Source organism: Subtercola vilae, assembly GCF_004923255.1.
GTDB classification, from domain to species: domain Bacteria; phylum Actinomycetota; class Actinomycetes; order Actinomycetales; family Microbacteriaceae; genus Subtercola; species Subtercola vilae.
The window spans coordinates 65,044-85,635 of record NZ_QYRT01000002.1 but is presented as its reverse complement, the minus strand read 5'-3'; the positions used below and the strand labels follow the sequence as shown (position 1 = coordinate 85,635).

General features: G+C 63.7%; 21 protein-coding genes. 11 read left to right on the top strand and 10 right to left on the bottom strand.

The window, feature by feature from the left end; genetic code table 11:
* Positions 1-12: 12 nt before the first annotated feature.
* Together D4765_RS01365 and D4765_RS01360 are read right to left on the bottom strand one after the other, a co-directional pair.
* On the bottom strand, positions 13-1,284 hold the full coding sequence (locus tag D4765_RS01365; RefSeq protein ID WP_162849194.1) for a chloride channel protein: 1,272 nt from the start codon (positions 1,282-1,284) through the stop codon (positions 13-15).
* Positions 1,285-1,353: 69 nt separating this feature from the next.
* The gene (locus tag D4765_RS01360; RefSeq protein ID WP_136640431.1) at positions 1,354-2,226 is read right to left on the bottom strand and encodes a helix-turn-helix transcriptional regulator; all 873 of its coding nucleotides are present in this window, start codon (positions 2,224-2,226) and stop codon (positions 1,354-1,356) included.
* 129 nt (positions 2,227-2,355) lie between these two features.
* Here D4765_RS01360 and D4765_RS01355 point away from each other — a divergent pair, with 129 nt between their 5' ends.
* From D4765_RS01355 to D4765_RS01335, 5 genes are all read left to right on the top strand, one after another.
* Positions 2,356-4,311: an AMP-binding protein gene (locus D4765_RS01355; RefSeq protein ID WP_136640430.1), complete on the top strand. Its 1,956-nt coding sequence runs from the start codon at positions 2,356-2,358 to the stop codon at positions 4,309-4,311.
* 61 nt (positions 4,312-4,372) lie between these two features.
* A complete protein-coding gene (locus tag D4765_RS01350; RefSeq protein ID WP_136640429.1) occupies positions 4,373-5,002 on the top strand; it encodes an acetate uptake transporter in 630 nt (209 codons plus the stop codon).
* Positions 5,003-5,016: 14 nt separating this feature from the next.
* Complete coding sequence (acs, locus tag D4765_RS01345) at positions 5,017-6,999, top strand: acetate--CoA ligase (RefSeq protein WP_201799197.1); 1,983 nt, start codon at positions 5,017-5,019, stop codon at positions 6,997-6,999.
* Complete coding sequence (locus D4765_RS01340) at positions 6,992-7,642, top strand: adenylate kinase (protein ID WP_136640428.1); 651 nt, start codon at positions 6,992-6,994, stop codon at positions 7,640-7,642. The genes acs and D4765_RS01340 overlap by 8 nt, the downstream gene beginning before the upstream one ends.
* Positions 7,627-7,941 carry an ArsR/SmtB family transcription factor gene (locus D4765_RS01335; protein ID WP_161580309.1) on the top strand — a complete coding sequence of 105 codons (315 nt, stop codon included), beginning with the start codon at positions 7,627-7,629 and terminating at the stop codon, positions 7,939-7,941. Before D4765_RS01340 ends, D4765_RS01335 begins: the two co-directional genes overlap by 16 nt.
* A gap of 43 nt (positions 7,942-7,984) precedes the next feature.
* Here the strand turns inward: D4765_RS01335 and D4765_RS01330 are convergent, their stop codons facing one another.
* Genes D4765_RS01330 through D4765_RS01315 form a run of 4 tightly spaced genes read right to left on the bottom strand, consistent with a single transcriptional unit; the run spans position 7,985 to position 10,467 of the window.
* Positions 7,985-8,329, bottom strand: a complete 345-nt coding sequence (locus tag D4765_RS01330) for a DUF7882 family protein (protein ID WP_136640426.1) — start codon at positions 8,327-8,329, stop codon at positions 7,985-7,987.
* Positions 8,326-8,916: a universal stress protein gene (locus tag D4765_RS01325; RefSeq protein WP_136640425.1), complete on the bottom strand. Its 591-nt coding sequence runs from the start codon at positions 8,914-8,916 to the stop codon at positions 8,326-8,328. Before D4765_RS01325 ends, D4765_RS01330 begins: the two co-directional genes overlap by 4 nt.
* Positions 8,917-8,958: 42 nt before the next feature.
* Positions 8,959-9,423: a pyridoxamine 5'-phosphate oxidase family protein gene (locus D4765_RS01320; RefSeq protein WP_201799196.1), complete on the bottom strand. Its 465-nt coding sequence runs from the start codon at positions 9,421-9,423 to the stop codon at positions 8,959-8,961.
* A gap of 33 nt (positions 9,424-9,456) precedes the next feature.
* A complete protein-coding gene (locus D4765_RS01315) occupies positions 9,457-10,467 on the bottom strand; it encodes a zinc-dependent alcohol dehydrogenase (RefSeq protein ID WP_136640424.1) in 1,011 nt (336 codons plus the stop codon).
* 155 nt (positions 10,468-10,622) lie between these two features.
* Here D4765_RS01315 and D4765_RS01310 point away from each other — a divergent pair, with 155 nt between their 5' ends.
* The 4 genes from D4765_RS01310 (at position 10,623) to D4765_RS01295 (ending at position 15,207) form a co-directional block, all read left to right on the top strand.
* The gene (locus tag D4765_RS01310; RefSeq protein WP_136640423.1) at positions 10,623-11,783 is read left to right on the top strand and encodes an NAD(P) transhydrogenase subunit alpha; all 1,161 of its coding nucleotides are present in this window, start codon (positions 10,623-10,625) and stop codon (positions 11,781-11,783) included.
* A complete protein-coding gene (locus D4765_RS01305) occupies positions 11,780-12,127 on the top strand; it encodes an NAD(P) transhydrogenase subunit alpha part 2 (RefSeq protein ID WP_136640422.1) in 348 nt (115 codons plus the stop codon). The genes D4765_RS01310 and D4765_RS01305 overlap by 4 nt, the downstream gene beginning before the upstream one ends.
* On the top strand, positions 12,124-13,542 hold the full coding sequence (locus D4765_RS01300) for an NAD(P)(+) transhydrogenase (Re/Si-specific) subunit beta (protein WP_136640421.1): 1,419 nt from the start codon (positions 12,124-12,126) through the stop codon (positions 13,540-13,542). The genes D4765_RS01305 and D4765_RS01300 overlap by 4 nt, the downstream gene beginning before the upstream one ends.
* Before the next feature lie 69 nt (positions 13,543-13,611).
* A complete protein-coding gene (locus D4765_RS01295) occupies positions 13,612-15,207 on the top strand; it encodes an aldehyde dehydrogenase family protein (RefSeq protein WP_136640420.1) in 1,596 nt (531 codons plus the stop codon).
* Positions 15,208-15,223: 16 nt separating this feature from the next.
* Here the strand turns inward: D4765_RS01295 and D4765_RS20255 are convergent, their stop codons facing one another.
* Positions 15,224-15,613: a four-helix bundle copper-binding protein gene (locus D4765_RS20255; RefSeq protein ID WP_476718326.1), complete on the bottom strand. Its 390-nt coding sequence runs from the start codon at positions 15,611-15,613 to the stop codon at positions 15,224-15,226.
* A gap of 100 nt (positions 15,614-15,713) precedes the next feature.
* Positions 15,714-16,205: a universal stress protein gene (locus D4765_RS01285; protein WP_161580308.1), complete on the bottom strand. Its 492-nt coding sequence runs from the start codon at positions 16,203-16,205 to the stop codon at positions 15,714-15,716.
* 239 nt (positions 16,206-16,444) lie between these two features.
* Here D4765_RS01285 and D4765_RS01280 point away from each other — a divergent pair, with 239 nt between their 5' ends.
* Entirely contained in the window at positions 16,445-17,110 is a 666-nt protein-coding gene (locus tag D4765_RS01280) for a hypothetical protein (protein ID WP_136640417.1), read from the top strand.
* Between the two features lie 44 nt (positions 17,111-17,154).
* Here D4765_RS01280 and D4765_RS01275 read toward each other — a convergent pair whose 3' ends face one another.
* Both D4765_RS01275 and D4765_RS01270 read right to left on the bottom strand, forming a co-directional pair.
* Positions 17,155-17,793: a response regulator gene (locus tag D4765_RS01275; protein WP_136640416.1), complete on the bottom strand. Its 639-nt coding sequence runs from the start codon at positions 17,791-17,793 to the stop codon at positions 17,155-17,157.
* A 3-nt stretch (positions 17,794-17,796) separates the two neighbouring features.
* A complete protein-coding gene (locus D4765_RS01270; protein ID WP_136640415.1) occupies positions 17,797-19,497 on the bottom strand; it encodes a sensor histidine kinase in 1,701 nt (566 codons plus the stop codon).
* Between the two features lie 196 nt (positions 19,498-19,693).
* On the opposite strand from D4765_RS01270, the gene D4765_RS01265 reads away from it, so the two are divergent.
* A complete protein-coding gene (locus D4765_RS01265; RefSeq protein WP_136640414.1) occupies positions 19,694-20,557 on the top strand; it encodes a universal stress protein in 864 nt (287 codons plus the stop codon).
* Positions 20,558-20,592: the final 35 nt, after the last annotated feature.

Below are 20,592 nucleotides of genomic sequence, written 5' to 3'. Positions count from 1 at the left end.
CTGCCGGCGCCCTCAGGGTGCCGGCAGGTTTCTGCGGGCCACGAGCGGTGATCGAGATACGAGTCGGCTGACGGCGATCGAGCCGGCAATTGCGAGCATGGCGGGCACCAGCAGCGCGGGGCCCTGGCCCGTGAACTCGATGAGCAGAACCAGCGCAGTGAACGGTGCTCGCATCGACGAGGCCAGAAACGCAGCCACTGCGACGAATGCGAAACCGGCGATCGGGCTGCCGGGCCACCACAGACTCCACAGACCGCCGAGCGCACCACCGAGTGCGGCGCCCACGGCAAGCGACGGCGTCAGCGTACCGCCGGCAGCTCCCGCTCCGATGGTGGCGGTCGTCGCAACCACCTTCGTCACGGCCAGAACCGCCAGCAGGCCGATGGATGCTGCGCCGGCGAAGGCAACCTCACCGAGTGCCTTGCCGTTTCCGAGCACCGCCGGAAACGGGATGGCCAGCAGCCCCACGCCCGCGAAGACCACGGGCATGATGCAGACGATCAGCCAGGTACGCGGCCGAAGCCTCGCCGCACCCCGCACCAGCCAGACAAAGCCCATCGCCGCCAGACCCATCAGTGGGCCTGCGAGCAGCGACCAGACAAACAGGGTTTCACTCAGCTGCATCGGGGGGAGCGAGTAGAGCGGGGCATCCGGTACCACCAGTCGGGCGACGATCGTCGCCACAGCGGCCGTGATGAGGGCAGGCACGGCGACGGCGAAACTGATCTCGGCCAGCAGAACCTCGATGGTGAAGATGGCGCCGCTCAGCGGAACGTTGTAGACGGCCGCGAGGCCAGCGCCTGCTCCGCACGCCACGAGAATTCTGCGCTCCCGGGCAGAGATATGCGCCCGGTCGCTCAGCCAGCCCGCGACCAGCGCGCCGAGTTCGCGTGGTGCGACCTCACGGCCGATCGAAGCCCCGAGGCCGACAACCACGATCTGCAGGGCCGCGTTGAGCAAGGTCGGCAGCCCGGGCATCCGGCCGCCCGCCACGCTGGCCTCGACCGAGACCACCGCGCGCCCGAAGCGCCGAAGCGCCCACCAGCCCGCACCCCCGACGAGCCCTGCTACCGCCAGTGCGGCCACCCGCCGCCACGGGTCGGCTCCCAGCACACCGTCAAGAAATGAGCCCTGAGAGTAGCCGTAGGCGACGTGTTCGATGGCGGTGAGACTCATGCTGACCAGCAGCCCGGCAACACCCCCGCCGACGCCCACCAGCACGGTCACAACGGCCAGCCGAATCAGCCAGGCCGGGGCGGCCCTGCCACGGCGGTTGGCATCCATACGCCGATTCTCGCACGTGCCGGGCCCGCGGCTCTGCTGGCGTGCGTTCGAGCCGAACGCTGGCGTGCTTCACGGAATGAGCCCCCGTTGGCGCGCCGTGATGACCGCCTCGTACCGATTGTTCGCGTCGAGCTTTCGCATCGCTGACGAAAGGTAGCTCTTCACGGTGCTCTCGGCGAGGTCGAGCTGGTCGGCGATGTGGCCGTTGCGCTTGCCGAGGGCCACCTGTGAGAGAACATCGAGCTCTCGGGGTGACAGCTGTTCGCGATGGTCTCGTTGCTCGGCCGTCGGTTCTGAGTGCGCGCCAGCCCTCGGCACCAGGGTTCGGCCGAAAGCATCGAGGCGCTCAGCCAGCAGTGGGTCTGCGACAACCCGGGAGAGCGAGCGCAGTTCGGCGTAGAGGTCGCGTAGCTCGGCCCTCTGCTTGGCCGCCAGGGCCCGGATGTGCGCGGCGCCGCCTTCGGTCTCGAGCAGGGCCACTCGGCGTTCGACTTCATCGTGCACCGAATACTCCCATGCCAGACCGGTGGCCAGAGCCAGCGAAGTGCGAAGAACCGGGTCACCGAGCTGAATGGCGCTGCGGTGCGCCCCATAGATCACCGCTCTGACGGCGCCACTGACGACAACCGGAACGGCGACAAGGCAGACAATGTGTTCGGCCAGAACTTCGCGGTCGTAGCGATGAGTGATAGACGTCGAGCCGCGATACTGAATCGCTGTGACGGGCCGTCGTTCGGAGATGGCCCGGCCACCAAGGCCCTCGGTCGGCTCGATGAGAAGGCCGTTCAGCGTCTGCCCGCGCGTGCCGACGAACGCGGTCAGGGGCGCGCCCACCCGCGTGACGAGCCCGCCGAAGGCGAGAGGGAACTCGGCTTTGACGGTGAGCGCGCTGAGCGTCTTCTGAAGCAATTCGAGATCATGCGTGGCTGTGCTGATACTCATGCTGCTACCTCCTTCAGGCGGTAGTTGAGCACATCGGCGTGCTCGTAGCCTGCACTGTAGCAGCCGATACGACGAACTGCTTGCCCAGTGTCGAGATCGATCGACTGGTCATTTCAAAGGAGAAATGCGATGAGCGTTACGGAGCACCTGCAGGCACCTGCGGGCACTACGCCCGGCGAGGTGACCCTGCCGGGCGCGTTCGCGGCGGTCGCCGAGCGCGCGACCAGTGATCCCGAAGGCTTTTGGCTCGATGCCGCCCAGGCCATCGACTGGGATGTCTATCCGACGTCTGCGCTCGATGATTCGGCCGCACCCCTCTATCGCTGGTTTCCGGATGCCCGGCTGAACACCTCGTACAACGCACTCGATCGGCACGTTCTCGCGGGCCGCGGCGAAACGACCGCCCTGATCTACGATTCACCGGTCGTGGCGAAGTCGAAGCGGTACTCGTACAGCCAGCTCCTGCAGAAGGTGGAGCTGTGCGCCGGCATGCTCGCCGAGGCCGGTGTGGTCGCCGGCGATCGTGTCGTCATCTACCTGCCGATGATTCCCCAGGCCGTCGTCGCCATGTTGGCGTGCGCCAGGCTCGGCGCGGTTCACTCCGTCGTATTCGGTGGCTTCGCAGCGAAAGAGCTCGCCGCTCGGCTCGATGACGCCGGAGCCAAGGTCATCATCACTGCATCGGGCGGAATCGAGCCGAGCCGGGTTGTCGAGTATCTGCCCACCATCGTTGAGGCTCTGGCGCTCAGCTCCCACACGGTGACCACGGTCGTTGTCAAAGACCGGCCCGAGGTCGCCGGGTCAGCCGCCGAGTACTCATCGCCCGGCACTGAATGGCTCGACTGGCACGAACGGATGCTCGCCGCAGAGCCGCACGCACCCGTTTCGGTCGCGGCGACCGACCCGCTGTACATTCTGTACACGTCAGGCACAACAGGCTCTCCGAAGGGTGTCGTGCGTGACAATGGCGGTCATGCCGTCGCGATGACCTGGTCGATGAAGAACATCTACGGCGTGCATGCGGGCGAGGTGATGTGGACAGCGAGCGACGTGGGCTGGGTCGTCGGGCACTCCTACATCGTCTACGGGCCTCTCTTGGCCGGCGCCACGACGGTTCTCTACGAGGGCAAGCCGGTGGGAACACCGGACGCCGGTGCGTTCTGGCGGGTGGTGTCTGACTACCGGGTGAAAACGTTGTTCACCTCACCGACTGCGCTGCGATCGATTCGCAAGGCAGACCCGCACGCGCACCTCGCGAAGAAATACGACCTCACGTGTCTTGACGCGCTCTTTCTGGCCGGCGAGCGGCTCGACCCTGACACGTGGACGTGGGCCACGGCGCTGCTCGAGAAGCCGGTCATCGATCACTGGTGGCAGACCGAAACGGGGTGGGCCATCGCGGCCAGCCCCTACGGAATAGAACGCCTGCCGCTGCGTGCAGGGTCGCCGTCGTTTCCGTCTCCTGGGTACAACGTCGAGATCGTCGACGACGCCGGCCGACGAATGAATGCGATGCAGGAAGGCCACATCGTGATTCGGTTGCCGCTGCCACCCGGCACGCTTTCGACACTCTGGCGGGGCGATCAGCGTTATATCGACGGCTATCTCAGTGCCTTTCCCGGTTTCTACCTGACGGGCGATTCGGGATTCTTCGACCGTGACGGCTACCTCTTCGTGATGGGCCGCACCGACGACATCATCAACGTCGCAGGGCACCGCCTCTCGACGGGGTCGATGGAGCAAGTGCTGGCTCAGCATCCGTCAGTCGCCGAGTGCGCGGTGATCGGGCTGCACGACGCCATCAAAGGCCAGAAGCCGGCTGGCTATGTGGTACTCAAAAGCGGCGCCGACATCGAAGAGAGGGTTCTGGCACTCGAACTGGTGGCAATGGTGCGCAACCAGATCGGCGCGGTCGCCGCGTTCAAGGAGGTCACAGTGGTCGCTTCGCTGCCCAAAACGAGGTCGGGCAAGATTCTGCGCAAAACCATGCGACAGATCATCAACGGTGAAGAGTACGTGGTTCCGCCGACGATAGACAACGTCGAGGCCATCGCCGTGATCGTAGCGACTCTGGCCACGAACTGACTTCTCAGCTCGTCAATTTCTCACAAGATCGCAAGAAAACAACACAAAGGAGTGTCACACAATGAGTATCACGGCCGAAAAACCTGCGGTATCTGCGCTTCCCCTGAACGTCGTTCGACCCGCCGCGCTCGGGCGGCCCGATATCGCTGACCCCGGCGCGCTGGGGCTCGGCGCTTTCGCCTTGACGACCTTTCTGCTGAGCCTCGCCAACTCCGGTCTGATGCCCGCTGCCGGTGCAGCTGTGCTCGGTATCGCCCTGTTCTACGGCGGAATCGCGCAGATCGCCGCCGGGCTCTGGGAGTTCGCCAAGGGCAATACGTTCGGTGCCACCGCGTTCGTCTCCTACGGCGCGTTCTGGCTCGCCTTCTGGTGGCTCGAGACGAACCCCGATGTCGCAAAGTCGGCCGGAGCAGTGGGAGTCGGCGCATTCCTCTTGGCGTGGGCGATCTTCACCGCGTTCATGACCATCGCCTCGGTCAAGACCAACGGAGTGCTGCTCGCGGTCTTCATCGTTCTGACCCTCACGTTCGCCGCGCTCACCATCGGAGAGTTCAGTGGCCAAGCGGCCTTCACTCACATCGGTGGGTGGCTCGGGTTGCTCACCGCGGTACTCGCCTGGTACGGGTCGTTCGCGGTCGTCATCAACGCCACCTGGAAGCGCACCGTGCTTTCGGTGTGGCCGAGCAAGTAAGGGCAGGCAGGGCCGTGTCGATCAGCACGACGCCGGTGCAGCATCCGGCAGCCTTCGAAAACCTGTCTCGCGAAGACCGCAGATTCGCGCCGACGGAGGAATTCGCAGAAGCAGCGAACGTCACAGCTGCGGCCTACGCCGAGGCGTCGGCCGACAACCTGGCGTTCTGGGCGAAGCAGGCAGAACGGCTCACGTGGGCCGAACCCTTCACCCAGACGCTCGACTGGAGCACCGCGCCGTTCGCCAAGTGGTTCGTCGGCGGCACCCTGAACGTGGCGGTCAACTGCCTCGACCGCCATGTTGCGGCGGGGCTCGGCGACCGGGTCGCGTACTACTTCGAGGGCGAGCCCGGTGACACACGGGTCATCACCTACAGCCAACTCACCGACTCGGTCTGCCAGGCTGCGAACGTGCTGACGAGCCTCGGTGTGAAGGCTGGCGACCGGGTGGCAATCTATATGCCGATGATTCCCGAGACGGTGATTGCCATGCTCGCCTGTGCCAGACTCGGGGCGATTCACACGGTGGTCTTCGGTGGTTTCAGTGCAGATGCGTTGAAGACTCGCATTCTCGATTGTGACGCGACGGTGGTCATCACGGCCGACGGCGGTTTTCGCAAAGGGTCGGTGTCGCCCATGAAGCCCACCGTCGATGCGGCCCTTCTTGGGTGCCCCGCAGTTCGCTCGGTGCTGGTCGTCAATCGGGCGGGCAACGACGTCGACTGGATGCCCGGCCGGGACGTGTGGTGGCACGAATCTGTCGAGGCGGCGAGCCCGGTGCACGCGGCCGAGGCTTTCGACTCCGAGCATCCGCTCTATGTCATGTACACGTCGGGAACAACCGGCAACCCGAAGGGCATTCTGCACACATCGGGCGGCTACCTCACAGGGTGTTCGTTCACGCAGTGGGAGGTCTTCGACCTCAAACCCGAGACAGATGTCTACTGGACTGCGGCCGACATCGGCTGGGTCACCGGCCACAGCTACATCGTCTACGGCCCCCTGTCGAACGCGACCACGTCGGTGCTCTATGAGGGAACCCCCGACTCACCGCATCAGGGGCGCTGGTGGGAGATCGTCGACAAGTACCAGGTCACCACCTTGTACTGCGCCCCGACGGCGATTCGCGCGTTCATGAAGTGGGGCCACGAGACGCTCGCGAACTATTCACTCGAGAGCCTTCGTCTCATCGGCTCGGTCGGCGAACCCATCAACCCCGAGGCGTACATGTGGTACCGGGAGCACGTCGGGCACAACCGCGTGCCCGTCGTCGACACGTGGTGGCAGACCGAGACCGGGTCGATCATGATCAGCCCGCTGCCCGGCGTCACACACGGCAAGCCCGGTGCGGCCATGAAAGCTCTGCCCGGAATCGTCGCTGACGTTGTCGACGACGACGGCGTCTCGGTACCGAACGGAACCGGTGGGTACCTTGTCATCACAGAGCCCTGGCCGTCGATGCTCCGCACGATCTGGGGAGATGACCAACGGTACGTCGAAACGTATTGGTCGAAGTTTCCCGGCACGTATTTCGCCGGCGACGGTGCGAAGAGAGACGATGACGGCGATATCTGGCTGCTGGGCCGCGTCGACGATGTCATGAACGTGTCGGGGCACCGACTCTCGACCACCGAGATCGAGTCGGCTCTCGTCTCGAACCCCAAGGTGGCCGAAGCGGCCGTCGTCGGGGCCGCAGACGCGCTGACAGGTCAGGCGGTCGTCGCGTTCGTGATTCTGCGAAGTGAAGCCGGCGACGGCGGCCCGCACGTTGTGCACGAGCTGCGGATGCACGTGGCCAACCAGATCGGCAAGATCGCCCAGCCCCGGCAGATCATGATCGTGGCCGAGCTGCCCAAAACCCGTTCGGGCAAAATCATGCGGCGTCTTCTTCGAGATGTGGCCGAGAACCGGCCCGTGGGCGATGTGACCACCCTCGCCGACACCTCTGTCATGACGACCATCGCCGCCGGCATATCGACAGGAATGCACGATGACTGATTTCGTTACACCGCTGCGTCTGCCGGTCACGCCCCGACGTATTCTCTTGATGGGGCCGCCGGGCGTGGGTAAGGGAACCCAGGCGCGCCTGCTCGCCGAGAGCCTGAGCGTGCCGGCCATCTCGACGGGCGACGTTCTTCGGCACCACGTCAAGGCGAAGACTCCGCTCGGTCTTCGGGTCTCAGCTCTGCTCTCGTCAGGAAGCTACGTACCCGACGACGTCGTCGACAAGGTGGTCGCCGACCGCCTCAGCGAACCAGATGCCTGCAATGGTTTCATTCTCGACGGCTACCCCCGCACGGTCGAACAAGCCGTCTCGCTCGACGAGTCGCTCTCAGCCGTCGGGCACCTCGTTGAAGCAGTACTGCTGCTCAGCGTCGGCGAGGCTCAGATCAGGGAACGCCTCGCCGCTCGGGCCGTCACCGAGGGCAGAAAAGACGACACTCCCGACGTCATCAGGGTGCGGCTTGAGCAGTACGCCCGCCAGACCGCCCCCCTTGCTGAGGCTTACGAACAGCGAGGAATTCTGCGGCGCATCTTCGGCGAAGGAACCACCGCCGAGGTCTGCGGCCGCATCAGTCGAAACCTGAGCCTGTCACCGCAGTTGTCATGGCCTGGTCAGTCGTCATGGCCTGGCATCTAGATCTCCACGGCCCCGACTCTGCATACTCCGGGCTCGGCGTCTCGTTCAGTCGTCTGGAGATTCTGCGTATTGTGCTCGCGAGAACAGAAGTCAGCTCCAGTACGGTCATGGCAGAGATGGGAATGACGCGTAACGGCGTGACTCGGCACCTCGAAGCGCTCAGAAACGCGGGTCTCATCTCCGAGCGCCGCACGACACACCCGAGGGGGAGTGGGCCGATCACCTATTGGCGAGCTGACCGCGGCGATGTCTGGGACGCCGTGGACGAGCTCGGTCAGTATCTGCTCGGGCCACGCTGACGCTGCGCGCTTGCTGCGGCTCGTTGCTCTGACCCGGTCAGCCTCACGCGCTGCGTGCGAAGTCACTCGTTGGCTCTTCGACGAGAAAGAGTCCGCCGCCACCATTCGCTGATCTGGTCAGAGCATCGATCCAGGCCCGATTGATCGGATCAGGTCTGCCGTGCGGATAGTCGAATTGCAGCGGGATCGCACAATCCAGCCAGAGTGAAGTGCTGGGGCGGCCGGGAACATCTCTCTGCGTCCACGAGAGAAAGAAGCTCTCCTTGCGGCGCAACTTCGCACCGATGACGACCTGCAGGTGCAAGAGTGCACGGGCATCGAAGGCGGTGACGGTGTTGTCATTGCCGTAGACCAGCGTGGCCAGCTGGACGTCAGCCCCGGTTGTCATTGGCTGGCGGTGTGCATGACGAGAACCGGGCAGTGGGCATGCTCGGCGCAGGCGGTGCTCACCGACCCGAGGAGCAGGCCGGTGAAACCGCCATGACCGCGGCTGCCGACAACGAGCATCTCGGCGCCCTTGCTCTCTTCGATCAGAACCTGGGCGGGGTAGCCTTCCCGAGCGGTTTCGTTCAACCACTCTGGTGGGTTCTGGTCGAATACTGCTTCTGTGGCAGCTGCGAGGATGTGCCGCGCATCGGCCTCTGCAGACCAGTCGCTGAATCCGAAGGTGCCCACGCTCGTGGGGTTGTGCCACGCGACGACGGTCTGCACGGTTGCATTCAGCCCGCCGGCGAGGCGCACGGCCCGGCGGAAAGCCTCGATCGATGCTTCCGACCCGTCGATGCCGACGACGATGCGGGTTGTGCGCGGCCGATGTGCAGACGCTTCGGATACAACAGAGGTGACCGTCGAGCGATCGTACTCGGCGACAGCGACACCCGTACCGTCGACTCCGAAATCGACAACGCGGTTGTCGATCACGGCGACCGAGGGGGCCTCGCGAGTGGCTGAGGATACGTTCCGTGTGTTGATCATGAGTCGATGATTCCACCGGTGAAGACCCCGCAGGCAGGGCCTTTAGTCACCAATGTGAGCCTGCGGAACGAGCCGGAGCTGCCGTTCGAACAGGCGGCCACGAATGTCGACGGGCATGATGCGTACGTAGATGAATTCGGCTGTGGGAACCCACTGGGGTAGCCGCAGGTCTACATCTCGGGCGACTGGCGCGTCAGCGCCTTGAACTTCGGCTCTGCCTTTAACGGTCACACTCCATGCCCCATTTTCGAGTTGCGCGTCGGCTTCGAACACCACAGAACTGTTCGCGATCAGATCGCGAAGCTTGGCACCTCTGGCTGTTCTGAACACGATGGATGCGCCGTCAGCGACGTAGTTGACGGGAAAGATCTCCGGTTGGTTGTCGACGCTGACGCCCAGGTGTCCGAACGTCGAGCCGTCGAGCAACTTCCAGCAGTGCTCCACAGACAGCTCGGTGACCGGGCCCTGCGGCGACCACTCGTCGATGTCTTCTGCCGTCATGACCATTTTCGTTTCCTTCTGTCTCTGTGTGCGGTGTTGTCAGAACTGAAAGACGAGTCGTGCCGGTACCGTGCTGGAAAGCACTTCGGCCATGGCCGTGTTGACCTGCTCGAGGGTGCGGGTTTCGGCGATCACCTTCGTCTTGCCTGCCAGATGCAGCGCGAAAACCTCGGCAACATCCTGCCGAGTGCCGACGATCGAGCCGATGATCGAGATGCCTTTGAGTACCGTCTCGAAGATCGGGATACTCATGGTGCCTTCGGCCGGAAGTGCGACACAGATCAGTCGCCCACCGCGCTTGAGTGAGGCGAACGCTTGTTCGAACACCTTCGGCGAAGCCGCGAGCACGAGAGCGACGTCTGCGCCGCCGAGCTCGGCGATCGCGTCGACGGGGTCGAGTTTCGCGGCATTCACCGTGAACTCGGCACCCAGCTCGCGTGCAAGGTCGAGTTTCTCATCTTCGATGTCGACGCCGATCACCGTTGCGCCCATGATGCGGGCGTACTGCACGGCGAGGTGTCCGAGACCGCCGATGCCGAAGACAGCGACGTTCTCGGTGGGTACGATATTCGCTACCCTCAGCGCCTTGTAGGTGGTCACACCAGCACACGTGAGCGGCGCGGCATCCAGTGCACTGATGCCCGCTGGCACGGGTATGACGAACCGGGCGCTGGCGACGGCGTACTCAGCGAATGCTCCGTTGACGGAGTAGCCGCTGTTCTGCTGTTGTTCGCAGAGCGTCTCACGCCCATCGATACAGTAGCGGCATTCACCGCAGGCGAACCCGAGCCACGGAATGGCAACTCGCTCGCCGATCACACGGTCGGTGACGTTCGGGCCGAGGGCTTCAACGATGCCGACACCTTCGTGGCCGGGAATGAAAGGGAGAGTGGGTTTCACGGGCCAGTCGCCGTGCGCAGCATGAATATCGGTGTGGCAGAGCCCGCAGGTCTCCAGTCTGATGAGAACCTCACCGACACCCGGCGTGGGTATGTCGATCTCCTCGATCTCGAGCGGTGCGTTGAATTCGGTGACGACGGCGGCTTTCATGGTCGAGCCTTTCTGATGGCGTGCGGCGGGAGTGCATCATCAGCTTCGCGGCAGCCGCCACGGGGTGCCAGTGCCGAAGGTCCCGCGCGGCACGGGCATTCACGCAGGACCTTCGGCACTGGTTCGCTTTTTCGCGAAAGAGCAGTCTCAGCAGTATGAAGAAACAGATCACGATCGGCGTTGTCAGAGAGACGGCGGCCGGCGAACGACGGGTCGCTCTTGACCCTGAGACGGTTGCACGCCTGACGGCGGCAGACCACGACGTGCTGATCGAGTTCGGCGCCGGAGAGGAAGCCCGTTTTCCTGACAGCGCCTATCAACAGGCCAGCGCGTCTCTAGCCACGCGCAGCGAGATCATCGATCAGTGCGATGTACTCGCCGTTGTTCATGCCCCCGGCGCCGACACCATTGCTCTGCTGAGGGCGGGCCAGTTTCTGATCGGCCTCCTCGACCCTCTGAACGACCCTGTGCTGGTCGCGGCGCTCACCCAGACTGGTGTGACGGCGGCCGCGTTCGAGTTGTTACCCCGAACCCTCAGCCGCGCTCAGTCGATGGATGCGCTCAGCTCGCAAGCGAGCGCTGCCGGCTACAAAGCGGCCGTCGTGGCGGCCGACAGCTTCGGCAGGTACCTACCGATGATGATCACCGCCTCGGGCACCGCTCGACCGGCGAACCTGATCGTCATCGGCACCGGCGTCGCGGGCCTTCAGGCAATCGCTACGTCCAGGCGCCTTGGCGCTGTCGTCACGGGATACGACGTCAGACCCGCCTCCCGCGGTGAGGTCGAGTCGCTCGGGGCCCGCTTCCTGACCTCGAGTATCGCCGAGGGCGCCGCTGCCGGTGGCTACGCACGGGCGCTCTCGCCCGAGGAACACGAACTGCAGCAAACAGAACTCGCTCGCGAATTGGTCACATTCGACATCATCATCACCACAGCGAAAGTGCCCGGTCGCACACCGCCGCTCCTTGTGTCGGCAGAAACCCTCACGGCCCTGAAACCCGGCTCGGTCTGCGTCGACCTGGCCGCAAGCGATCTCGGCGGCAACGTCTCTGGGTCAGTCGATCGAAAAACGGTTGTCACTGCCGGGGGAGTGAGCATCATCGGCGCCGGTGATCTGGCAGCAGAGCTGCCCACTTCTGCATCGGCAATGTACGCCCGCAACATCCACGCCCTGCTCGAATCGTTCACCACCGACAACCAGCTGCAGGTCGACCTCACCAATGACATCCATACCGCCGTGCTGATCTGCCACAACGGCGAGGTCGTCAACGCACAGCTTCACGCCCGTCGACTCGAGGAGAGCCTGAACGCATGACCGAGACCCTGTTCAGCAATCTGGCCATCTTCGTACTCAGCCTGCTCGTCGGGTTCGAAGTGATCAGCAAGATTCCTTCGACTCTGCACACACCGATGATGTCGGGTGCGAATGCCATTCACGGCGTCGTGATCGCCGGAGCGGTCGCTGTCGCGGCGGCGGCCGACACCCCGGCCGGGTACATCCTCACCTTCATCGCGGCACTTTTCGCTTCGGCGAACGTCTTCGGTGGGTACGTCGTCACCGACCGCATGCTTCGCATGTTCACTCCCGCTGCCGCACGGCCATCGACACCAGTGGCAGCAACCACACCTGCAACAACGATGTCTGGGAAGACCTCATGACTCTGCTCGCTTTCATCATCGGCGTGGTCTTCCTGGCAGCCGCGGTGTTCTTCGTCGTCGGGCTGCATCTCATGCGCACCCCTCGAACAGCCCGGCGCGGCAACCTCATTTCGGCCGGCGGCATGATCACGGCGGTCGGCGCGACCCTCGTGTACGCCATCACGCTCTCTCACTCGCACTCTCTGGGCTGGATCGCCTTGACATCAGGCGTGATCGTGGGCGGCACGTTCGGCGTCGTGCGCTCCCGGTCGGTGAAGATGACCGACATTCCGCAACTCGTCAGCCTCTTCAATGCCGTGGGCGGCGGGGCCGCAGCGGCGATCGCGTTCGCCGACTTCCTCGGCCGAGACGTGTCGGCCGGCCTCACACCCAGCACGAGCGTTCCGGTGGTGCTCGATGTCATCATCGGCTCTGTCAGTCTCTCTGGCTCACTGATCGCTGCCGGTAAACTGCAGGGCGTCATCCCGGGCCAGCCGATCCAATTTCCCGGCGCCCGCGTTGTGAATGTCGTAGTTGTGCTCGTCGCACTGGGCGCCGGGGGAGCGATGATCGCGCAGCCGACGTCGTGGCCGATGCTTCTCGTCGTTCTCGTCGCGTCGCTTCTGTTCGGCGTGTTGATGGTGCTGCCGATCGGTGGCGCGGATGCTCCTGTTGTCGTTTCGCTCCTGAACGCTTTCACCGGCCTCGCTGTGGCGATGGCGGGTTTTGTGATCGACAACCAGTCGATGATCATTGCCGGTGCGCTGGTGGGAGCTGCGGGCACGATTCTCACCCTCCAGATGGCCAAAGCGATGAACCGATCGGTGCTCACCATCATGCTCGGCGGCTTTGGAACCGGCGACAGCGGTTCGGTGGCGCTGGGCGCCACCGTCACGGCCAACGTTCGTGAAGTGACGGCAGACGACGTCGGGTTGCAGCTGGCCTACGCCCGCCACGTGATCATTGTTCCCGGCTTCGGGCTCGCAGCGTCCCAGGCCCAACACGAGGTCGCCGGACTCGCAAAACTACTGACTGACCACGGCATCGATGTCAAGTACGCCATTCACCCTGTTGCTGGCCGGATGCCCGGGCACATGAATGTGCTCCTTGCCGAGGCGAACGTACCGTACAGCCAGATGCTGCAGCTCGAAGAGGCCAACCCGGCCTTCGACACCTGCGATGTGGCGCTCGTCGTCGGCGCGAACGACGTCACCAATCCGGCCGCTCGCCGCCCCGGCAACGCTGTCTCAGGGATGCCGATTCTCGACGTCGACCACGCCACCTCGGTGGTCGTCGTCAAACGGTCGATGAGTCCCGGCTACGCCGGCATCCCGAATGAACTGTTCTCAGCACCGCAGACCGGAATGCTGTTCGACGACGCCAAGAAGGCGCTGGGCGACATCACCCTCGCGGTGAAGCAGTACGTCACCACCTGACTGTGCCGCCGCGACCTGCGGCCGCGCCGCCGCACTCGAACCCGAACCAGAAAAAGAAAGAAGAGAACCATGACACTCGTCGCAGAACCGAACACGAGCAGTACAGAATCCGACAACCGTCAGCTCGGCAAAATCGGCACGACGTACACCCGGCCGGGCAGCGCTGGCAGCATTGTGCCGCTGAAGAGCAGGTACGAGAATTTCATCGGCGGCGACTGGGTCAAGCCGATCTCTGGCGAGTACGCCGAAGATCTCGCCCCGGCGACAGGATTGCCGATCGCCGAGTACACACATTCGGGTCACGCTGACGTCGACCTCGCCGTCTGGTCTGCCCAGCGCGCGTTCAGCACCTGGTCGGTTACGACCACGGCCGAACGCGCAGCCGTGCTGAACGCGATCGCCGACCGGCTCGAGCAGCATCTCGAAGATATCGCCGTAATGGAATCGTGGGAGAACGGCAAACCGGTCAGAGAGACCCTCGCCGCCGACATCCCGCTCGCCATCGATCATTTTCGATATTTCGCAGCCGCCATCCGCACGCAGGAGGGCACCATCAAGAAGCTCTCGAACAACCTCGTCTCGTACCATTTCTACGAGCCGATCGGCGTCGTGGCCCAGATCATCCCCTGGAACTTTCCCATTCTGATGGCCGCATGGAAACTCGCCCCTGCCCTCGCGGCCGGCAACACCGTTGTTCTGAAGCCTGCGAGCGCCACGCCGATCTCGATTCTGTACGTGATGGAGTTGATTCAGGATCTGCTGCCCCCGGGCACCATCAATGTCGTGAACGGCAGCGGTTCACTTCTCGGCCAGCACCTCGTCGAACACGAAGGTGTGGGCAAGGTCGCATTCACGGGATCGACCGAGACGGGCCGGCAGATCATGCAGTACGCGATCAAGAACATCATCCCGTCGACAATGGAGCTCGGTGGAAAATCCCCCAACCTGTTCTTCAACGACGTTGCTCGCGAGCACGACGACTACTACCGCAAAGCCATTGAAGGTTTTACGATGTTCGCGCTGAACAAGGGCGAGATCTGCTCCTGCCCGTCGCGTGCGCTGCTGCAGGAAGACCTCATGACGAACGGATTCCTCGACAATGCGGTCTCGCGAGTGAAGAGAATCAAGGTGGGCAACCCGCTCGACACCGAAACCGAGATGGGCCCGCAGAACAGCGCTGATCAACTTCAGAAGATCTCGGGCTACCTCGCCCTCGGGCCGCAGGAGGGCTGCAGAGTGCTCGCCGGGGGAGCTCGGGCTGAACTCGGCGGCGACCTGGCCGGCGGCTACTTCGTCGAACCGACCGTCTTTCAGGGCTCGAACGGCATGCGTGTCTTTCAGGAGGAGATCTTCGGCCCTGTCGTCACGGTGGCTCCGTTCGCCGACTACGACGACGCGATCCAGATCGCCAACGACACCATCTACGGGCTCGGCTCCGGGGTGTGGAGCCGAGACACCGACATCACGTTCAAGGCCAGCCAGGACATCCGCGCCGGTCGTGTGTGGGTGAATACGTACCACCAGTACCCCGCGGGTGCCGGTTTCGGCGGGTACAAGCAGTCAGGGTACGGGCGGGAAACCGACCAGCAGACCCTGCGCAACTATCAAGAGGTGAAGAACGTGCTCGACAACCACGACCCCGAACCCCTCGGCTTCTTCGTTTGAGTCGCAGAAGACGGCTTCAGGTCGACTCGAACCGAGTGTCGAGCGCCTGGAGCAGCTTCGAGCATGCCCGCTCGACTCGGGCGCAGGATGCGATCCAGAAGAGATGACCGGCGCCCGGCCGATGCGCGTTCAGACCCGCCCAGACGCAGGTCTCTACTACGCTTCGGCACCCTGTGACGATCGCACGGGTGACGTCAGGATACGCGCCGGTGAAGTGCTGAAGAGACGTAGCAACCGCATCGCAGATTGCCATGCAGTCCAAGGTGAGCAGAAAGACACTCCTGGAACCAGCGTCGCAATCGAACCGTACACACTCATCTGCACAGTCTGTTGCAGCTTCAGAAGCAATGGCGCATGCGTCGATGCACTCTGACAACTGTGCCCAGAGCGCCTCCCGCGCATTCACGATCTCCACTGACAAAACGATAGACAGGAGCGATTCCACATTCACCCGGTTGACATTTGCGGCAGAGTAGCTTTTTTCCACTCCCACTCGCGGCCTGTTGTCAGCTGAATTCGGCTGCACCGGCCGAACGTACGTCGTGCATGATGAGCACAGGGCAGTGAGCGCGCAGGGCGCAGGCCGCACTGACCGAGCCGAGGGGGAGGTCTGCGAGAGCGCCGTGGCCGTGATGACCGACAACGAGCATCTGCGATCCGACGCTTTCTGCGACCAATACGTGGGCCGCCACCCCCTCGAGCACCGACTGCGTGAACCACTCCGGGGTTCGGGCGCCGAAGACGGCGGTTGTCACGTGCCTCAGTGAATTCGTGGCGTCGGTCTCGGGTGAGGTTTCGTAGTTGGCGAGGCCACCGAAAGAGACGGGGGCACGCCACGTGATCACAGCATGCACCGGCGCGTCTAGCGAACCAGCCAAACGAACGGCTCGGCGCAGCGCATCGATGCTCTGCTCCGACCCGTCGATTCCCACCAGAATACGTGCCGCAGTGCGGGTACTCGGTGCCGGTGTCGCTGTATTTTCGAGTGTCTTCGTCATGTCTTGAGTTTTGTCGGTGTGCGGCGTCATCGGTAGGGCACAAGGTCACCTGCACGATCTGCGTGCGACCGACGCACGAAGCCGCGCGCGAAGCGGCGCGCGCGAAAGTGCAGGACCAACGACCCTGCCGCAGACGTACCCGGCTTTGTCAGTATGGCTTCGCCGGCAGAAATCTTGCACGCCTGATCCGGTGCATTGACCTCTTATGCCACCTGAATGCGAGACCGAGAGTGAGTACCATGACAACCGCAACACATCTCCGCCCGACCCGCGAGACCAGGCTGCGTAAAGCGAGCTTCCTCCCGCACCCTGCCGACACGTTCCCTGCCCTGTTTGCGTTGGACGAAAACGCAGAGGAGCTGTGGCGGCACAGTTCTGCCTCCCATCTCGCGGCGACCTTTTGTCGAGTCGCCGAGCTGTTGCACACGAATCCCGACGGCGAGATGGCGGCCGGCCAGTTTCAGAGCTTCGTGCACAGCTTCACCGAAGTCGGCGACAGCAGCACCGCGGTCATCCTCGGCCAGCAGGTTGTGAGCACACCGCGACCGATCGGTACCGCCCTGATTGTGAGCGCACCGTCGTGCGACCCTCAGACGGTGGCCGAAAATGTGGCGGCGGCACTGGCCGCCCGCAACTGCGTCGAGCTCGCACTGTTCGAACAGCCCCACCCCAGCCTCATCGCCATGATCGCGGCGCTGCACGGAGTGTTGCCGAACGGCGTCTTCACCGTCTTGAGTGAGCAGACCGGATGGGGCGGGCGGGGCCCCGAGACAGCGATTGTGATTCTCACCCCCGAGAATGCGTTCATGAACGACCGGCCGTGGGTGAGATCGGGCGCCACCAGCAATCGAAGAGCGCTGATGTCGTTCTACAGCCGCTTAGAGAACGAACCTGTAGAGGTCTGATCGGCTGTCTCGAGAGAGTCAGGGGCAGCCCCGCAGGCTGTGATTCAGGCGTCGCGGGTGCGTGCCTGCAGGTCGAAGATCGCCGCCTGGGTGCGCCGTTGCAGCCCGAGTTTGCTGAGCAGGCCAGACACATAGTTCTTGACCGTCTTCTCTGCCAATGACAGCTCGACGCCGATCTCACGGTTGGTCAACCCGTCAGCAATGAGGGTCAGTACCTGACGTTCGCGAGGGTTCAGGGAGCCGAGCCTCGGATCAGCTTCTGCCGTCGATTGCAGCCGTTGCACAACGCGTTTCGTCACTGTTCGGCTGAGAAGCACCCGGCCCGCGGCAACCGCCCGAATCGAGTCGATCAGCCCGCTGCCCCGGATGTCTTTCAGCACGTAGCCTGCCGCGCCGGCCAGAACGGCTGCCGAGATTGCGTCATCGTCGTCGAACGCCGTCAGCATCAGGCACCCCAGCTCGGGATGCTGCGATCGGAGATCGCGGCACAGATCGATGCCGTTGCCATCGGGCAGTTGAACGTCAAGAACTGCGATGTCGGGCAGGGTCGCAGCGATACGCGTGCGGGCCTGCGCCGTGGTTGCGGCTTCGCCGACAACTTCGATATCAGGCTCGGCACTGAGAAGCGCGGCAATACCGCGTCGCACCAACTCATGATCGTCTAACAGAAATACTCGAATCACGGTTCAGCCTTCTACCTCGGGGAGGGGTACGCGCCACAAGAGGGCGGTTTCGCCCGGCGCTGACGTGACAGTGAAAGAACCCCCGCGGTCGGTTGCCCGCCTTCGGAGATTTCTCAGCCCGCTCTGGCGGCCGGCAGCTGGAATGCCGACCCCGTTGTCACGCACCACCAGCTCCACCTCGTCACCCAAGACGTGCAGCGTCATACTGGACTTCGTCGCTGACGCGTGCTTGGCAATGTTCGTCAGCGCTTCGCGGCACACGGCAACGACGTCGTCGGCCAACTCGTCGGTGATGATCAGATCGACCGGGCCAGCAAAAGTGACCTGCGGGGTGTCGATGAAACCGGCACCGAGTTCATTGATGAGGTCGAGCATCCGGTGCCGCATTGTCTGCTCAGAACTGGCCGGGCGCCCAGAAAGCGCGAAGATGATGGTGCGAATCTGGGCGATACTCGAATCGAGGTTGGCCACCGACTGAACGATGCGATCGGAGTCGGAGCGAGAACGAAGGCCACCCGCAACACTTTGCAGTTCGAGGCCCGTCGCGAAGATCTGTTGAATCACGTGATCGTGCAGGTCACGTGCAATGCGCGCCCGGTCTTCGAGCAGGGCCGAACGTTGACGGTCTGCGCGAGCCCGGGCCAGCTCCATCGCCAAGCTCGCCTGGCCGGCGAAATCCGCCGCCAATTCGAGGTCGCTCGAGATGAACGGGAGCCTCTCGGTGGTACGGACGACAACCATGAGGCCGCTGGCGACACCGTCGGAGAACAGCGGGATCGTCATCGCCGGGCCAGCGTGCAGGTCTGCCGAAAATCTCAGTTTCAACTCACCAGAGCCGAACAACCGAGGTTGGCCGCCCTCGAGCACGCCGCCGAGAGGCGATGTCGAGATCTGGTGTGTCTGGCCGGCGTGGACCAGCGGGTCGGTACCTGCAACCGTTTCGACAATCAGGGTATCCGGCCTGTCGCTCTGTACGAGCACGAAGACGAGGTCTGCTTCGGCCAGCGGAAGAACGCGGCTTGCCACCACAGAAATCAGATCGGTGTCATCAGAAGACAGCAGCGCCGACGTGATCTCAGCCGATGCTGCCGACCAGCGCTGGCGACGCCGCGTTTCGGCGAACAGGCGTGCGTTCTCGATCGCCACTCCCGCTGTTGCTGCCAACGCCGTAACGAGTTGCTCATCTTCGGCGCTGAACGAACCGGATGCCTGGTTCGAGAGGTACAGATTGCCGTACACCTCTGAGCGCACCCGTATCGGCACACCCAGAAAACTACCCATCGGCGGGTGGCCCACCGGAAAGCCAGAGGAGCGAGAATCAGCAGACAGCTGCTCCAACCGAATGGGTCGAGGATCATCGATCAACGCGCCCAACAGCCCATGGCCTTCGGGTAGGTGGCCGATGACACGAATGTCTTCTGGTGTCATTCCCACATTGATGAACTGTTCGAGACCGCCCTGCGGTGACAGCACCCCGAGAGCACCATACTGTGCTCCCACCAGTTCGACAGCGGCCGCGACAATACGCTCGAGCACCACCGGAAGGTCGAGCTGTTCGACGACGGCCTGATTCGCTCGGAGCAGAGCGCGAAGTCTGCCCTGGGTGGAGAGCACGTCTCGGGCTTTGCCAACGAGATCGGTGATGGCTTGGTCGAGTTGCCCGCGCTGCGCGTCGGGAAAGGAGAGAAACTCTTCACCAGTCATGCAGATACCGCCTCGGATAGCTGACGCCCCCGCGGTTCGTTGCCCACGACCAACCCCGGTACCCCGAGTGTAGCGCGGCCGGGGCAGCGACCGGCAGCAATGTCAGGACCAAAGCCTCTGCACTCGGCGACTGACAGCGGTCACGCTGGAAGGTACCAGAACCGCAACCACGCGTGCGTGAAAGAAGAAAGTAACCATGAGCGGCAACATCATCGTCGGTATCAACGAATCCGCACCCAGTCGGGCTGCAACGTCGTGGGCGCTCGACCACAGTGGCGTCGACAACGCCGAAGTCGTGCTCACCCACGTGATGACGGTCACCGACTCGCATGACGCACATATCGTTTCGGTTGCATCGGCACGCTTGGCCGACCATGCCCACACAGCACGCCTCGCGGCTCCACACGTCACAGTGTCATCTGAACTGCGCGTCGGAGACACCCTCAACGAATTGATCGAAGCGACCTCGGGCGGCGCAGCCGCGATCGTGATCGGTACCCACAAGACGGGCTTCGTGCAGGGTCGCGTTTACGGCTCGCGGTTCATTCAGCTCGCCGCGGCGGCCCACTGCCCGGTCGTGTTCGTACCCTCCAGTTCGGGTAGAAGCTCGCACACCGGCGTCGTTGTGGGCGTCAAAGGCGTTGAGCTCGACCGGACGGCACTGGCCTTCGCTGCCCGAGAAGCAGCATCGACGGGGAGCAGGCTGAGCATCGTTCACTGTTGGACTCTGCCCGACGTCGCCGACGAGACGTTCACGGCTCACACGAATCGGTCGATGCTTCAAGCGCTTCGTGCCGACAAAACGCTGGCCGCGGCCGAAGCCATCGCGCGCGCCGTCGAACCCGCCCTCACCATCAGAACGCGAAGCATCCGTCGCCCAACGGCGGAAGGACTGATCGAAACATCTGCGTCAGCGCTGCTGCTGGTTCTCGGGCAGAGCCAGCACGAAGGATCAGCGGGTCGAGTACTTGGCCACACCGTGCACGACGTGCTGATGAACCTCGCTGTGCCCACCGCGATCATGGCTGTCGATGCCCCCGCATACGCTACGGCCACCTGATGAACTCCCACGCCCGCCATCGCTTTTCGAGGAGC

Excerpts from the sequence above, each read along its gene's own strand:
- D4765_RS01365 (WP_162849194.1), bottom strand. The coding sequence starts at position 1,284 with ATGGATGCCAACCGCCGTGGCAGGGCCGCCCCGGCCTGGCTGATTCGG.
- D4765_RS01360 (WP_136640431.1), bottom strand. The coding sequence starts at position 2,226 with ATGAGTATCAGCACAGCCACGCATGATCTCGAATTGCTTCAGAAGACG.
- D4765_RS01355 (WP_136640430.1), top strand. The coding sequence starts at position 2,356 with ATGAGCGTTACGGAGCACCTGCAGGCACCTGCGGGCACTACGCCCGGC.
- D4765_RS01350 (WP_136640429.1), top strand. The coding sequence starts at position 4,373 with ATGAGTATCACGGCCGAAAAACCTGCGGTATCTGCGCTTCCCCTGAAC.
- D4765_RS01340 (WP_136640428.1), top strand. The coding sequence starts at position 6,992 with ATGACTGATTTCGTTACACCGCTGCGTCTGCCGGTCACGCCCCGACGT.
- D4765_RS01335 (WP_161580309.1), top strand. The coding sequence starts at position 7,627 with ATGGCCTGGCATCTAGATCTCCACGGCCCCGACTCTGCATACTCCGGG.
- D4765_RS01330 (WP_136640426.1), bottom strand. The coding sequence starts at position 8,329 with ATGACAACCGGGGCTGACGTCCAGCTGGCCACGCTGGTCTACGGCAAT.
- D4765_RS01325 (WP_136640425.1), bottom strand. The coding sequence starts at position 8,916 with ATGATCAACACACGGAACGTATCCTCAGCCACTCGCGAGGCCCCCTCG.
- D4765_RS01320 (WP_201799196.1), bottom strand. The coding sequence starts at position 9,423 with ATGGTCATGACGGCAGAAGACATCGACGAGTGGTCGCCGCAGGGCCCG.
- D4765_RS01315 (WP_136640424.1), bottom strand. The coding sequence starts at position 10,467 with ATGAAAGCCGCCGTCGTCACCGAATTCAACGCACCGCTCGAGATCGAG.
- D4765_RS01310 (WP_136640423.1), top strand. The coding sequence starts at position 10,623 with ATGAAGAAACAGATCACGATCGGCGTTGTCAGAGAGACGGCGGCCGGC.
- D4765_RS01305 (WP_136640422.1), top strand. The coding sequence starts at position 11,780 with ATGACCGAGACCCTGTTCAGCAATCTGGCCATCTTCGTACTCAGCCTG.
- D4765_RS01300 (WP_136640421.1), top strand. The coding sequence starts at position 12,124 with ATGACTCTGCTCGCTTTCATCATCGGCGTGGTCTTCCTGGCAGCCGCG.
- D4765_RS01295 (WP_136640420.1), top strand. The coding sequence starts at position 13,612 with ATGACACTCGTCGCAGAACCGAACACGAGCAGTACAGAATCCGACAAC.
- D4765_RS01285 (WP_161580308.1), bottom strand. The coding sequence starts at position 16,205 with ATGACGAAGACACTCGAAAATACAGCGACACCGGCACCGAGTACCCGC.
- D4765_RS01280 (WP_136640417.1), top strand. The coding sequence starts at position 16,445 with ATGACAACCGCAACACATCTCCGCCCGACCCGCGAGACCAGGCTGCGT.
- D4765_RS01270 (WP_136640415.1), bottom strand. The coding sequence starts at position 19,497 with ATGACTGGTGAAGAGTTTCTCTCCTTTCCCGACGCGCAGCGCGGGCAA.
- D4765_RS01265 (WP_136640414.1), top strand. The coding sequence starts at position 19,694 with ATGAGCGGCAACATCATCGTCGGTATCAACGAATCCGCACCCAGTCGG.